The following is a 13,288-nucleotide window of genomic DNA, read 5'->3' as shown; positions in this document are numbered from 1 at the left end:
GGGCGCATGAAACTGTCGCAGTCATTTTCGGGGCCGTTCCCCTTCCGAATCCGGGTACCAAGCATCTGGTCCATCGGGGCGCTGGTGATTGCCGCGGTCGTGCTGCTTCCGATCGCCGCGGTGGTCGTTTTGGCGCTCAATCCGACCGAGAACATCTGGGGGCACCTGATCTCGACGACCCTGCCGCGATACATGCGCAACACGGTTGTTCTCATGCTTTGTGTCGGGCTTGTTGCTGCGAGTATCGGGACGGTGGCGGCGTGGCTCGTGACCCGATACCGCTTTCCGGGCGTCGGCTGGCTGCAATGGGCGCTCTTGTTGCCGCTGGCGATCCCGGCCTATGTCGGGGCCTATGCGCTCGTGGATTTCCTCGAATATGCCGGACCGGTGCAGACGGGGCTGCGCACGCTGTTTGGTTGGCAGAGCGCCCGAGACTATTGGTTCCCGGAAATCCGCTCTCTCGGCGCGGCGATCCTGGTCTTGTCCGCGTCGCTATTTCCTTATGTCTATATCCTTGCGCGCGCCGCGTTCCGCGAGCAATCCGGCGCAGGCGAAGAGGTCGCGCGCTCGCTCGGGGCGGGGGCCTTTGAACGGTTCTGGCGCGTCGGCCTTCCGATGGCACGCCCGGCAATCGCCGCAGGCACAGCGATTGTCATGATGGAAACCGTGAATGATTTCGGCACTGTCGACTATTTCGCCGTGCAAACACTGACCACCGGCATTTTCAGCGTCTGGCTTGAAAGCAACAATGCGGGCGGCGCGGCACAGCTTGCCTGTGTCGTCCTTGCTTTGGTGATCTTGCTGGTGACCATGGAGAAGGTCAGTCGCCGCAAACTCCGTTATTTCAGCATGACAACGCGCCAACGCCGGCCCGAGCCGACAGAGCTTCATGGGGGCGCCAAATGGATCGCGACCTTGGCCTGTCTGATGCCGTTCCTCATTGGTTTTGTCTTGCCGATCAGTGTCATCACCTCGCATGCCATCGGGAATTTCGAACGGTGGAGCGATCCGATGTTGCTCCGCGCGCTTGGTAATACGCTCATGGTGGGCGGTCTGGCTTCGGTGATCACCGTGGCGGCGGGGGTCTTCCTTGTCTACGGGGTGCGGCTCTCGGGGCGTCGCATGCCACGGTTGCTTTTGCCGTTGACCACGATTGGATATGCGGCACCGGGTGCCGTTCTTGCGGTCGGTATCCTTATTCCCTTGGCCCTTCTCGACAATCGCCTTGCCGATTTCCTCGAGGCGCTCACCGGTCAGTCGATGGGGCTTCTTTTGACCGGGTCGTCCTTTGCCATCGTGCTTGCCTATTGCGTGCGTTTCTTTGCCATTGCGCAAGGGGCGGCGGATGGTGCGATGGGGCGCGTGACGCCGAGCCTTGCCATGGCGGCGCGCTCGCTTGGACGCACGAGAGGGCAGGTGCTTGGCGATGTGTATTATCCGCTGATCCGCACCACGATCGGCTCGGCCTTGCTATTGGTCTTTGTCGATTGCGTGAAGGAGTTGCCTGCGACCATGCTTCTGCGACCTTTCAACTTTGATACGCTTGCCACACAGGTCCACGATCAGGCGAGCCTTGAAAACCTCGGGGATGCAAGCCCTGGCGCGGTTTTGATCATGCTCGTCGGGCTTTGTGCCGTTGCTCTTCTCGCGCGGGCAAACCGATAGCGGATTTAGACTTGCAGGCCTGAGATTTTCACCGTAAATCCCCTCCAGCGCCCCTATAGCTCAGCTGGTAGAGCAACTGATTTGTAATCAGTAGGTCCGCGGTTCGAGTCCGTGTGGGGGCACCATCTTCCTGCAATTTGCGATGCTGTCAGCCTATGGTGAGCTGGGTGGCGATCTCGTTGGGCAGGTCGAAGTATGTCTTGCCCAGCACGGTTTTCCAGAACGGCAGGTTGTAGAGTTCGAAAGCGTGGCATCCGGACGGAAGCTGTTGGTTGTTGAGGTCATAGAGGGTTTCCGGGGCCGCTTCGAAGGCGAAGCGTATCGCGTCTTCGGTCGGGGCGAGGCGGTAGTCTTGGTTGATCTTTGGCGCAACCTTGCCCCAGAAAAGATCTTCGTTGATCCGGGTTCTGAGCGGGCCAGTGGTTCGCGCGAGGATGTATTCGTGCTCGATCTTGTTCAGGAGGTTCCAAAGCGTGCTTCGAGAACGGCCCCATTCTGTAAAGGGAGCGTGGCGAAAGTCCGTGAGGGTCTGGAGCGCGCGTGGGATGGAGCGGAGCGAATAGCCGCCATTGCCAACGCCTTTCATGCGTAGATGCGGGAAGGGACCGGGCTCTGTCGGCTCTTTGACCCATTCGATCCAAGGCGCGCCGATGTAGTCGTACCCGGCCGCGCACCACTGCTCGAGATCATCTCTGAAGGTCAGCGTGTCGGTCTGGGCGATCAGCATGTAGTCATAGGCCGCGAAGGTCTTGAAGAAGGCAGGCGACATCAAGAGCTTGTTGTAGGTCTTGGTGGAGCGGAAGAACGCCGCATCAAACGTCTCGAGGTGGATTTCTGCGCCATTCAGGCTTTGGGGGGCGACCTGGTGGAGCCACGGCGGCCCGACCATGTAAATATCGTGATTGCACAGGACTTGCGTGGTCTTGTCGACCGAAAGCGCGTCCATCCGAGTCAGGGGCCAGCGATAGATCGGAATGATGATCGCGCAGGTGCGGTGCGGTTGTCGCGGTCTTGCTGACTTGGCTGACTTCAGGTCTTTCATATCAGGTTTCTAGTACCTCGAGGGCCAGCGCCGCGCGCCAAGAGGACGGCTTTGGTCTTCAACCTGCCTTGTTTGTGCAGATTGATCCAGTGGGTTCTGTGCCGCTAGCAAATGTTCGAAGAACGGCATGTGGCGCGTGCCGGCACAGAGGGGCGTGCCTGATGTTGACAGGGGCGCGTTCGGGTGATGTTGTCGGCGGCGTTTTACCTTGTCTCACGGGAGCGTAGCGATGACTCTTCACCTTGCCGATATCCTCGCTGCGCGTCAGCGGATCAAGGGCGTTGCCGATGCAACGCCACTTATCCCATCGCCTTTCATGTCCAAGGCAATCGGGCGGGAATTCCTAATGAAGATGGAGATCATGCAGCCGATTGGCGCATTTAAGCTGCGTGGGGCAGTGTCGGCAGTGATGGCCTTGCCTGAGGATGTGCAGGGGGTGACGTGTTGTTCGACAGGTAACCATGGCCGCGGCGTAACCTTTGCCGCGAACCAGCGTGGCATGAAGGCCGTGATCTGCATGTCGGAGCTTGTACCGCAGGCCAAGGTCGACGGGATTCGCGCGCTTGGCGCAGATGTGCGGATCGTGGGACAGTCGCAGGACGAAGCAATGGCCGAGAGCCAGCGTCTTTGCGAGGCGGAAGGTCTTGTCGAAATCTCGCCTTTCGATGATCCGCACGTGATTGCCGGGCAGGGGACCATCGGGGCCGAGATGCTCGAGGCGCGGCCTGATCTCGAGACGCTTCTGGTCCCTCTGTCTGGTGGTGGTCTCGCGGCGGGCGTGGCGGTCGCGGCGAAAGCGATCAATCCTGAGATCAGGGTGATCGGTATTTCAATGGATCGCGGTGCGGCGATGTATGAAAGCATCCGCGCAGGGCATCCTGTTGAGGTGCCGGAATATGCCTCGCTTGCCGATAGTCTTGGCGGGGGCATTGGTCTTGAGAACCGTCTGAGCTATCCCTTGTGCCGCGAACTCTTGGATGACACGGTGCTTGTCACCGAAGAGGATATTCGCCGCGCGATGCAGGTCATGTTCTACGAGGATCGCATTGTGGCGGAAGGGGCCTCTGTCGTTGGGCAGGCGGCATTGCTTGCAGGTAAGATCGCCATGCCAAAAGGGCCAGTGGGCACGATTGTCACTGGGCGCAACCTTGATATGGCGAGTTTCGCGCGCATCATGGTGGGCGAAGATGTGGAGATCGGGGATCTTCTTGTGAAAGGACAAGCCTATGGCGCATGACATCCAGATTGTCACCGAGGCCCAGCTTCGCGAGGTCGTCTCGCTTGATCTGCGGGTTGTGGATGTGGTCGAACAGGCTTTTGTCGCGCTCGCCGGTGAGGGCGTCGTGATGCCGCCGATCTTATCCATGGACCTGCCGGAGGCGAATGGCGAGGTGGATGTCAAAACGGCGTTCATTCCCGGCTTTGACGGGTTCGCCATCAAGGTCAGCCCCGGCTTTTTCGACAACCCGACACTCGGTCTTGCGAGCCTCAACGGGTTGATGATCCTGTTCTCAGCCAAGACGGGCCTCGTGGAGGCGCTCTATCTCGACAATGGATACCTCACGGATATTCGCACGGCGGCGGCGGGCGCGGTGGCGGCCCGGCATATGGCGCCGGAGACCGTCGAGACCGCGGGCGTGATCGGAACCGGCGTGCAGGCGCGGCTCCAGATGCAGGCGGCGCATCTCGTGCGACCGTTCAAGCGGGTGCTGGTGTCGGGGCGCGATCTCGAGAAAGCGGCGCTTTGCGCGGCGGACCTTCAATACATGCTGGGAGTCGAGGCCGAGGTGGTGAGCGATCCGGCAGAACTCGTGGCGCGGTCTCAGCTTGTGGTGACGACGACGCCCTCGCGCGCGCCGGTCTTGAAGGCCGAGTGGCTTCATCCGGGTTTGCATGTCACGGCGATGGGATCGGACCAGACCGGCAAGAACGAGATCGACCCGGCGGCACTTGCGGCGGCGGATGCCTATGTTTGCGACCGGGTGAGCCAATGCGAAGTCAGTGGTGAGTTGGAGGCAGCGATGGCTGCCGGAGTCTGGGATAAGGGGACGCCTGCGGAGCTGGGCGAGGTGATCCTTGGCAAAGCCACTGGTCGACAGGGCGACAAGGATGTCACCATCTGTGATCTGACAGGCACCGGTGCGCAGGACACGGCGATCGCGAGTTTTGTGCGCCAAGAGTTCGCCCGTATCGGCACCGTGATCGAGGCCTGATGCGAGATGCAGCTTGATCAACGGGATATCGAGATTCTGCGTGTTCTAACGCAAGAGGGGCGGATCACAAAGGCCGCGCTGGCCGATCGTATTGGTCTTTCGCCGACGCCATGTTGGGACCGTCTGCGCAAGCTTGAAAAGGCGGGGCTTATTGAGGGGTATGGCGCGCGGGTCAACCTGCGCAAACTCGCGCCGCATGTGACGGTTTTCGTGGCCGTTGAGATCGCAGATCACACGGCAGCGAGCTTTCGCGCCTTTGAAGAGGCGATGGAGCGCTATGACGAGGTAGTGGCCTGTTGGGCGCTTGGCGGGGGGTTCGACTATATCCTGCAGATCGTCACCCGCGATATCGACGCCTATCAGAGGCTGATTGATGCCATGCTCGATGCGCGGATCGGTTTGTCGCGCTATTTCACCTATGTGGTGACCAAGCCCGTCAAAGGCGGTGGTGTGCCTCCGTTCGATATCCTTCTCTCTGACGAGTGATGAAATCCGGGCTGTGAGAAGCAGCGCGCGCAGTTGAATCGTCTGCGCGCGGGCAAAAGTTCAGCCACCTTTTCTGTGACAAACAGGCACTCTCTCTGGGCAAACAGGGGAGAAAGCGATGTGTGAGACAGCTCTTTCAGCGCGCAGCGATATTGAGGACAAGGCGCTTGTGCGGTCTTTTTCTTATATCAACGGCAAATGGTGTGCGGCCAAGGATGGCGCCGCGATCAAGGTTACGGACCCATCGAACGGCGAGTTGATTGGCGACGTGGCAAGCCTTTCAGCAGAAGAATCAACTGCGGCAGTGGATGCGGCGCAGGCCGCATTCGACGCCTGGGCCAATCTCTTGCCACAGGATCGCTCGGCGCTTCTGCGCAAATGGTTCGATCTGATGATCGCGCATAAGGAAGACCTTGCGCGGATCATGGTGCTCGAGCAGGGCAAACCGCTTTCCGAGGCGCGGGGAGAGATCGACTATGGCGCGGCCTTTGTCGAGTTCTACGCGGAGGAAACCAAGCGTCCGAACATCGAAGGCGTGACAAGCCACCTGCCGGATGCCGAGGTTGAGCTTTGGCGCGAGCCAGTGGGCGTTGCGGCACTCATCACGCCTTGGAACTTTCCCTCGGCGATGCTCACCCGCAAAGCCGCCGCTGCGCTTGCCGCAGGCTGCACGGTTGTGGCGCACCCGTCGGCGGAGACGCCGTTCAGCGCGTTGGCGCTGGCCGAGTTGGCCGAGCGTGCGGGCATTCCCGCCGGGGTCTTCAACGTGGTGACGGGGGATGCGGCGACGGTCGTCAAGCCTTGGACCGAAGACCACCGCGTGCGCGCGCTCTCGTTCACCGGCTCGACGCCGGTCGGAAAGCTGCTTTATCGCCAGTCGGCAGATACGGTCAAACGGCTCGTGATGGAGCTTGGTGGACATGCGCCGGTCATCGTTTTTAAGAATTGCGACCTCGACCTCGCGGTAGAAGAAACCATCAAGGCGAAATTCGCGACCTCCGGGCAGGATTGCCTAGGGGCGAACCGGATTTTTGTCGAGAAGGCCATCTACGATGCCTTTTGCGCCAAGTTCGTCGAGGCGACCAAGGCGTTGAGCGTCGGAGTTGGCATGGATGACCCCGATATTGGGCCACTCATGAACGAGAAGGCGGTTCTCAAGCAGGAAGAGCATGTCGAGGATGCGCTTGCCAAGGGGGCGAAGCTGGCTTGTGGCGGTGCGCGACTTGATCTTGGGCCGCTGTTCTATGCGCCGACGGTCCTTGTTGATGTACCGATGGAGGCCAAGATCATGCATGACGAGACCTTTGGCCCGGTCGCGGCGATCACGCCGTTTGAGACCGAGGACGAGGTCGTCGCCAAGGCCAATGACACGGAGTATGGCCTTGTCGCCTATCTCCACAGCCATGACCCACGCCGCATCTATCGCATGAGCCGGTCGCTGCAATTCGGGATGGTCGCCGTGAACCGCACCAAGGTCACTGGCGCGCCGATTCCCTTTGGCGGGACCAAGCAATCCGGCCTTGGGCGCGAGGGATCGCGTCTTGGCATGGAAGAGTTTACAGAAATCAAATACGTCTGCCGTGATTGGGCATAAGAAAGGACAACAAATGCTTCGTAATGACCAACTGGAACAATGGGATCGCGAGAACTTCTTCCATCCCTCGACCCATCTTGCCCAATTCGCGCGCGGCGAAGCGCCGAACCGTGTCCTCCGCACCGCCGAGGGCGTCTTCATCGAAGACCGTGACGGCAACAAGCTTCTCGACGGGTTTGCCGGGCTTTACTGTGTGAATGTCGGCTATGGTCGTCAGGAGATCGCCGAGGCCATCGGTGAGCAGGCGAAAGAGCTTGCGTATTATCACGCGTATGTGGGTCACGGCACCGAGGCGTCGATTACGCTTTCGAAGATGATCCTTGATCGCGCGCCGAAGAACATGTCGAAGGTCTATTTCGGTCTTGGCGGCTCGGACGCGAACGAAACCAACGTCAAGCTGATCTGGTATTACAACAATATCCTTGGCCGCCCCGAGAAGAAGAAGATCATCTCGCGCTGGCGCGGCTATCATGGCTCTGGTCTCGTGACGGGCTCGCTGACCGGGCTGGAGTTGTTCCACAAGAAGTTCGACCTTCCGGTCGAGCAGGTGATCCACACCGATGCGCCCTATTATTTCCGCCGCGAGAACCTCGACCAGACCGAGGCAGAGTTCGTGGCCGAGTGCGTGGCTTCGCTCGAGGCGCTGATCGAGCGCGAAGGCGCGGATACGATCGCGGCCTTCATTGGCGAGCCGGTGCTTGGCACGGGCGGGATCGTGCCGCCGCCGGCGGGCTACTGGGAAGCGATCCAGGCGGTGCTCAAGAAGCATGACATCCTTCTCGTCGCGGATGAGGTTGTGACCGGCTTTGGCCGTCTCGGGACGATGTTTGGGTCTGAGCATTACGGGATCGAGCCGGACCTCATCACCATCGCCAAAGGTCTGACCTCGGCCTATGCGCCGCTTTCAGGCTCCATCGTGGGCGACAAGATGTGGAAGGTGCTTGAGCAGGGCACGGACGAGAACGGCCCGATTGGCCACGGCTGGACCTATTCGGCCCACCCGATCGGAGCGGCGGCAGGTGTCGCGAACCTCAAGCTTCTGGACGAGTTGAACCTCGTGTCGAACGCAGGGGAGGTTGGCGCCTATCTCAACAAGGCCATGTCGGACGCGCTTGCAGGTCATGCCAATGTCGGCGATGTGCGCGGCGAAGGGATGCTCTGTGCGGTTGAGTTCGTGAAGGACAAGGACAGCCGGACCTTCTTTGACGCCGCCGACAAGATCGGCCCGCAGGTCTCGGCCAAGCTTCTCGAGCAGGACAAGGTCATCGCACGCGCCATGCCGCAGGGTGATATCCTCGGCTTTGCGCCGCCGTTCTGCCTGACGCGTGAGGAGGCCGACACCGTGGTCGCCGCCACCGTGCGCGCCGTGAAATCGGTTCTTGGCTAAGTGCCAGACAATACAAGGGAGAGGCCGGCCATTGCGCCGGCCTTTTTCATGTCAGAGCACGTCGAGTGAGACCTTGACCCGGTCCATGACCACGGCGGTCTTGAAGCGGCTGATGTTGGATTCATCAAAGAAATAGGTCTGGGTGAACGCCTCGTATTCCTGAATATCCTCGACGGTGAGGATCAGGACGAAATCCGCTTCGCCAGTGGTATAGTAGCATTGCTGCACACAAGGTGCGCCACGCATCCGGCGCTTGAACGCGTCGAGATGGGCGCGGCTTTCACGTTCAAGGATCACCTCGACGATGATCGTCATCTCGCGTCCGAGCTTCGATGGCGACAGGACGGCGATATCGCGTTCGATCACCCCGCTTTCGCGCAGGCGTTTGAGCCGCTTCTGAACGGCGGGCGCAGAGAGTCCGACCTCGTGGCTGATCGCGTCTGCGGTCAGGCGAGCGTCACGTTGTACGAGTCGCAAAATGTCGAGGTCTTTGTCATCCATGTGCCGATTTTGATCGCTCAAAGCGCGATTGGAAATGAAATTCGTCACGGTGGCGGGAATTTCGACATTGCGCCGCCCGTGTTTGCGCTAGGCTGGCGCAACAACGCTGGATCAAGACAAAGGCCCAATGGACACGTTCGAACAAAAGCTGGTGGCGCTTCGGCATGCCTTCCACAAGTCGCCGGAGATCGGGTTCGCCTTGGATCGCACCAAGGCGCGGGTGGCAGACGCCCTGCGGGATCTCGGTCTCGAGGTGCATGAAGGTGCGGGCGTGGTGGGTATCCTGCGCGCGGGGACGGGCAATCGCGCCATCGGTTTGCGCGCGGATATGGATGCGTTGCCGATTCAGGAGCGCGGGACGCAGGACCATGTCTCGGAAATCGAGGGGGCTATGCATGCCTGCGGCCATGATGGGCATATGACCATGCTCCTTGGGGCGGCGGAAACTCTTGCCAAGGACGGCGGCTTTGACGGCACGGTGGTTTTCTTGTTCCAACCGAACGAGGAGCACGGCCTCGGTGCGCAGGCGATGATTGCGGAGGGGGTGCTTGAGCGGTTCCCGGTCGAGGAGGTTTATGCGATCCACAACCTGCCCGGTGCGCCGGTGGGGCAGGTCTCGACCCGAAAGGGGCTTATCTGCAATAGCGAGAGCCTTTTCGAGATCCGTATCAAGGGCCAGGGCGGACATGCGTCGATGCCGCATGTGGGGGTGGATGCGCTCACCGTGGGGTCCGAGATGGTGCTGGCGCTTCAGACGGTGATCGCCCGCAAGATGGCTCCGGGGTCGGGGGCGGTCTTGTCTGTGACGGAATTCTTAACCGATGGACAGCGCAATGTCCTGCCCGGCGAAGCGGTGCTCAAGGGGGAGGCGCGTGCCCGGGCGCCGGAGGATCGCATCGCGCTTGAGACGCATATGCGGCGGCTTGTCGAGGGGATTGCGGCGGCGCATGGGGTCAAGGCCGAGATGTCCTTTGAGACAGAGTTCATCGAGACGATCAACGCATCCGGGCCTGTCGAGGCGGTCTATCGCGCGGCAGAGAGTGCGGGGCTTGCCGTGGTGAAAGAGCGCCCGTCGATGAGTTTCTCCGAGGATTTCGCGCATTTCGCCGCCGCCGTGCCGGGGTGTTTCCTATTGATGGGGAATGGCGAGGACGGGGCGCATGGACAGCCGCTCCACTCGGATACGTATGATTTCAATGATGCTCTGCTCACCCAAGGGGCCGCGTTCTGGGCGTCGCTTGTGCGTGATCGACTGAAGACGGAAAGGACAGATCCATGAACGAGGCATTTGCCAAGGCCAAGCTGGCGCATGTGGCCGTAGCACCCGAGAGAGGCGACGCCGCAGAGCGGGTCCTCACGCGGGATGATTTTGCGCGCGCCTATGAGGAGATCACGCAGTGGACGGGCTATGCGCCGACGCCTTTGGTCTCCTTGGAGGGGGTGGCCCGTGCGCTGGGCGTGGCACGGATCGAGTATAAGGACGAAGGGCCGCGCTTTGGACTTGGCAGTTTCAAGGCGCTGGGCGGGTCTTACGCGGCGTTGCGCGTATTGCAGAGAGAGATCGTGCGACGCACAGGAGAGGAAGTGGCACTCGAAGCGATCAGGGAGGGACGCTATGCCGATGCCTGTCGTGAGATCACGCTTGTGTCGGCGACGGATGGCAACCACGGTCGTTCGCTCGCCTGGGGGTGTCAGCGGTTTGGCGCGCCTTGCCGGATCTATATCCATGCGGAGGTGAGCGAAGGGCGCGCACAGGCGATGCGCGATCTTGGCGCCGAGGTGGTGCGAATTGCCGGGGACTATGACGACTCGGTTGCGCTTGCCAAGGCAGAGGCGGAGGCGAATGGCTGGTTTGTGGTCTCGGACACGTCCTGGCCCGGCTATAGCGCCCCGCCTCGTGACGTGATGGCAGGCTATGGCGTTATGGTGCGCGAGGCCTGCGAAGCGATGGAGGCCGCGCCGACCCATGTGTTCCTGCAAGGCGGGGTCGGCGGGCTTGCGGCTGCGGTGGCGGCGGCCCTGCGCCAGTATTGGGGGGCGGAGAGCCCCCGTGTTGTTGTGGTTGAGCCGGAGCTTGCCGCGTGCTTGATCGAGAGCGCCCGCAAAGGGGCAGCGACGCAGGTTGTCATTGCCGAAGAAACGATCATGGCGGGGCTCTCTTGTGGGGAGCCTTCGGAGATGGCTTGGGAAGTGCTTCGGGAGGAGGCAACGGACTTTCTCACGATCCCCGACAGTATCGTCGCGCCGACCGTGCGCCTCCTTGCGCGCCAAGAGACCGGGGACGCCAAGGTCGAGGCGGGCGAGAGCGCAGTCGCGGGACTTGCGGCATTGATCGCGGCACAGATGGATGACACGCTTTGGCAGGCACTTGGCCTTGGGGCAAACTCGCGGGTGCTGTTGATTGGCTCCGAGGGCGTGACAGACCCGGAGATTTTCCGGCAGATCATGGAGGGCGATATGCATGGCTAAGACGCCGCTGCGTGGGTTCGCGGAAGCGGAGTTCAGCGCGCGCACAGAGCGGGCGCAAGCGGGCATGAGGGAAAAGGGGCTTGCCGGGCTTCTTCTTATGACCGAGCCGGAAGTGCGTTATTTCACAGGGTTCTTCACGCCGTTCTGGCAAAGCCCGACGCGGCCTTGGTTCCTGTTTGTACCAGTGAAGGGCAAACCGATTGCCGTGATCCCAGAGATCGGCGCGGTGCTCATGGGTAAGACTTGGATCGACGATATCCGCACATGGGCGGCCCCGTGCCCGCAAGATGACGGCATCAGCCTTCTGCGCGACCTTCTTCAGCCGCTTGCGGCGGGTGGCGAGAGTGTCGGGCTGATGATGAGGCATGAAACAACGCTCCGGATGCCGCTGGCCGATTTCGAACGGCTGCGCGCGGCGTTGCCGGGGTTGATGTTCCGGGATGCGACGGACCTCGTGCAGGGGTTGCGCATGGTGAAGTCAGAGGCGGAGATCGCGAAGATCCGCCATATTTGTGGGATTGCGTCCCGTAGTTTTGACCGTGTGCCAGAGTTGATCTCGGAAGGCATGCCCTTTGAAGAGGTCTTTCGCAGCTTCCGGCGCGAGGCGCTTTTGCAAGGGGCGGATGAGGTGCCGTATCTTGTCGGCGGGGCGGAGGAGGGCGGCTATCACGACGTGATCTCTCCACCGTCGATGCGACCCTTGCAGGCTGGGGATATCTTCATGCTCGACACGGGCATGACCTGGGACGGGTATTTCTGTGATTTCGATCGGACTTATGCCGTGGCACACGCGGATGCAGCGTCCTGTCGCGCCTATGAGACCCTGTGGCAGGCGACAGAAGCCGGTATTGCCGCGGCACGACCCGGTGCGACTTGCCGCGACGTGTTTGCCGCAATGAACGGTGTTCTGAAGCAGGCCGGGGGCGAGGGCGGCGATGTCGGGCGGCTTGGCCATGGATTGGGGATGCAACTCACCGAGGTGCCCTCGATCGCGGGGTTTGACGAGACGGTTCTTCAAGAGAACATGGTCTTGACCCTCGAACCCTCTCTGGACTACGGCGAGGGGCGTCTCATGGTGCAGGAAGAGAATATAGTGATCCGCGCGCAGGGCGCAGAACTGTTGACGAAACGCGCGCCGGAGCGGCTTCCGGTGATCGGTGGAACTGCATGAAACTTGGCTTCGAAACAGACAACGGCATTGGCACCCGTGCGACGCTCGGTGCAATCGTTCTGTCGACGGATGAGACCTTTGAGCCGGAACTGGCGCAGATGACAGGCGTGCTGGATCATGTGGCGCTCTACCATAGCCGCATCCCAATGAAGACAGATGTGAGCGAAGCCACGTTGGCACAGATGGAGGCGGACATGCCTGCCTCCGCGGCGCTTCTGCCGCAGGCGCTTGATTTTGACGTGATTGGGTATGGCTGTACCTCGGCATCCTCGGTGATCGGGTCAGAGAACGTCGAGAAGGCAATTCAAAGTGTTTTTCCCAAGTCGCGCGTGACAAATCCCCTTGCCGCGATCATTGCGGCGGGAAGACGGCTTGGGATGACGCGGATCGGGTTTGTGACGCCCTATGTGCCTGCTGTGTCGGCGCGGATGCGGTCGCGGCTGGAGGATGCGGGGTTTGCGATCGCGGGGTTTGGCTCTTTCGAGGAAGGCGACGACCGCGTGGTGGCGCGGATCACCGAAGCGTCCATTGAAACAGCGGCACGCAAAATGGCGGAGACGACCGACTGTGACGGGATCGTCATCGCCTGCACCAACCTGCGGTGTCTCAATGTGATTGACCGGGTTGAGAGCGCGACCGGGGTTCCTGTCCTGTCGAGCAATCAGGCGCTGGGCTGGCATATGTTGCGCCTTGCGGGGGTGCAGGAGGCGATGCCGGGTATGGGGCGGCTTTTCACATGTGACCTGCCCGAGGGCTAGTC

Annotated in this window: 12 protein-coding genes and 1 tRNA gene; 11 read left to right on the top strand and 2 right to left on the bottom strand. The window is 61.1% G+C overall.

The window, feature by feature from the left end; all coding sequences use genetic code 11:
* Positions 1 to 6 precede the first annotated feature (6 nt).
* Together MK745_RS04280 and MK745_RS04275 are read left to right on the top strand one after the other, a co-directional pair.
* Positions 7 to 1,665 (top strand): ABC transporter permease, encoded by a 1,659-nt coding sequence (locus MK745_RS04280; protein ID WP_243612035.1) that lies wholly within the window; start codon positions 7 to 9, stop codon positions 1,663 to 1,665.
* Positions 1,666 to 1,714: 49 nt separating this feature from the next.
* Positions 1,715 to 1,790 (top strand) — tRNA-Thr (locus MK745_RS04275).
* A 23-nt stretch (positions 1,791 to 1,813) separates the two neighbouring features.
* Here MK745_RS04275 and MK745_RS04270 read toward each other — a convergent pair.
* Entirely contained in the window at positions 1,814 to 2,707 is an 894-nt protein-coding gene (locus MK745_RS04270) for a DUF5672 family protein (RefSeq protein ID WP_243612034.1), read from the bottom strand.
* 229 nt (positions 2,708 to 2,936) lie between these two features.
* Here MK745_RS04270 and eutB point away from each other — a divergent pair, with 229 nt between their 5' ends.
* The 5 genes from eutB to MK745_RS04245 all read left to right on the top strand — a co-directional run bounded on the left by eutB (position 2,937) and on the right by MK745_RS04245 (position 8,387).
* Positions 2,937 to 3,944, top strand: coding sequence for a hydroxyectoine utilization dehydratase EutB (gene eutB, locus MK745_RS04265; protein WP_243612033.1), 1,008 nt, complete (start codon positions 2,937 to 2,939; stop codon positions 3,942 to 3,944).
* A complete protein-coding gene (locus tag MK745_RS04260) occupies positions 3,934 to 4,920 on the top strand; it encodes a cyclodeaminase (RefSeq protein WP_243612032.1) in 987 nt (328 codons plus the stop codon). Before eutB ends, MK745_RS04260 begins: the two co-directional genes overlap by 11 nt.
* 6 nt (positions 4,921 to 4,926) lie before the next feature.
* The gene (locus tag MK745_RS04255; RefSeq protein WP_243612031.1) at positions 4,927 to 5,406 is read left to right on the top strand and encodes an Lrp/AsnC family transcriptional regulator; all 480 of its coding nucleotides are present in this window, start codon (positions 4,927 to 4,929) and stop codon (positions 5,404 to 5,406) included.
* Between the two features lie 118 nt (positions 5,407 to 5,524).
* A complete protein-coding gene (locus MK745_RS04250; RefSeq protein ID WP_243612030.1) occupies positions 5,525 to 7,000 on the top strand; it encodes an NAD-dependent succinate-semialdehyde dehydrogenase in 1,476 nt (491 codons plus the stop codon).
* A 13-nt stretch (positions 7,001 to 7,013) separates the two neighbouring features.
* Positions 7,014 to 8,387, top strand: coding sequence for an aspartate aminotransferase family protein (locus MK745_RS04245; RefSeq protein WP_243612029.1), 1,374 nt, complete (start codon positions 7,014 to 7,016; stop codon positions 8,385 to 8,387).
* A 51-nt stretch (positions 8,388 to 8,438) separates the two neighbouring features.
* Here the strand turns inward: MK745_RS04245 and MK745_RS04240 are convergent, their stop codons facing one another.
* Complete coding sequence (locus MK745_RS04240; protein WP_243612028.1) at positions 8,439 to 8,888, bottom strand: Lrp/AsnC family transcriptional regulator; 450 nt, start codon at positions 8,886 to 8,888, stop codon at positions 8,439 to 8,441.
* Between the two features lie 127 nt (positions 8,889 to 9,015).
* Between MK745_RS04240 and MK745_RS04235 the strand changes: the two genes are divergently transcribed.
* From MK745_RS04235 to MK745_RS04220, 4 genes are read left to right on the top strand one after another with little or no spacing between them, the layout of a single operon-like run.
* Positions 9,016 to 10,167, top strand: a complete 1,152-nt coding sequence (locus MK745_RS04235; RefSeq protein WP_243612027.1) for an amidohydrolase — start codon at positions 9,016 to 9,018, stop codon at positions 10,165 to 10,167.
* Positions 10,164 to 11,357 carry a diaminopropionate ammonia-lyase gene (locus MK745_RS04230; protein WP_243612026.1) on the top strand — a complete coding sequence of 398 codons (1,194 nt, stop codon included), beginning with the start codon at positions 10,164 to 10,166 and terminating at the stop codon, positions 11,355 to 11,357. The genes MK745_RS04235 and MK745_RS04230 overlap by 4 nt, the downstream gene beginning before the upstream one ends.
* Complete coding sequence (locus MK745_RS04225) at positions 11,350 to 12,528, top strand: M24 family metallopeptidase (RefSeq protein ID WP_243612025.1); 1,179 nt, start codon at positions 11,350 to 11,352, stop codon at positions 12,526 to 12,528. The genes MK745_RS04230 and MK745_RS04225 overlap by 8 nt, the downstream gene beginning before the upstream one ends.
* Positions 12,525 to 13,286 carry a maleate cis-trans isomerase family protein gene (locus MK745_RS04220; RefSeq protein WP_243612024.1) on the top strand — a complete coding sequence of 254 codons (762 nt, stop codon included), beginning with the start codon at positions 12,525 to 12,527 and terminating at the stop codon, positions 13,284 to 13,286. Before MK745_RS04225 ends, MK745_RS04220 begins: the two co-directional genes overlap by 4 nt.
* Positions 13,287 to 13,288: the final 2 nt, after the last annotated feature.

The organism is Shimia aestuarii (genome assembly GCF_022814865.1).
Taxonomy (GTDB): domain Bacteria; phylum Pseudomonadota; class Alphaproteobacteria; order Rhodobacterales; family Rhodobacteraceae; genus Shimia; species Shimia aestuarii_A.
Note: the sequence above shows the minus strand (reverse complement) of the source record. Positions and strands in the feature narration are given on the sequence as shown.

What these genes read in the sequence shown, in the direction of transcription:
- MK745_RS04280 (WP_243612035.1), top strand. Translation starts at nt 7, where the DNA reads ATGAAACTGTCGCAGTCATTTTCGGGGCCGTTCCCCTTCCGAATCCGG.
- MK745_RS04270 (WP_243612034.1), bottom strand. Translation starts at nt 2,707, where the DNA reads ATGAAAGACCTGAAGTCAGCCAAGTCAGCAAGACCGCGACAACCGCAC.
- eutB (WP_243612033.1), top strand. Translation starts at nt 2,937, where the DNA reads ATGACTCTTCACCTTGCCGATATCCTCGCTGCGCGTCAGCGGATCAAG.
- MK745_RS04260 (WP_243612032.1), top strand. Translation starts at nt 3,934, where the DNA reads ATGGCGCATGACATCCAGATTGTCACCGAGGCCCAGCTTCGCGAGGTC.
- MK745_RS04255 (WP_243612031.1), top strand. Translation starts at nt 4,927, where the DNA reads ATGCAGCTTGATCAACGGGATATCGAGATTCTGCGTGTTCTAACGCAA.
- MK745_RS04250 (WP_243612030.1), top strand. Translation starts at nt 5,525, where the DNA reads ATGTGTGAGACAGCTCTTTCAGCGCGCAGCGATATTGAGGACAAGGCG.
- MK745_RS04245 (WP_243612029.1), top strand. Translation starts at nt 7,014, where the DNA reads ATGCTTCGTAATGACCAACTGGAACAATGGGATCGCGAGAACTTCTTC.
- MK745_RS04240 (WP_243612028.1), bottom strand. Translation starts at nt 8,888, where the DNA reads ATGGATGACAAAGACCTCGACATTTTGCGACTCGTACAACGTGACGCT.
- MK745_RS04235 (WP_243612027.1), top strand. Translation starts at nt 9,016, where the DNA reads ATGGACACGTTCGAACAAAAGCTGGTGGCGCTTCGGCATGCCTTCCAC.
- MK745_RS04230 (WP_243612026.1), top strand. Translation starts at nt 10,164, where the DNA reads ATGAACGAGGCATTTGCCAAGGCCAAGCTGGCGCATGTGGCCGTAGCA.
- MK745_RS04225 (WP_243612025.1), top strand. Translation starts at nt 11,350, where the DNA reads ATGGCTAAGACGCCGCTGCGTGGGTTCGCGGAAGCGGAGTTCAGCGCG.
- MK745_RS04220 (WP_243612024.1), top strand. Translation starts at nt 12,525, where the DNA reads ATGAAACTTGGCTTCGAAACAGACAACGGCATTGGCACCCGTGCGACG.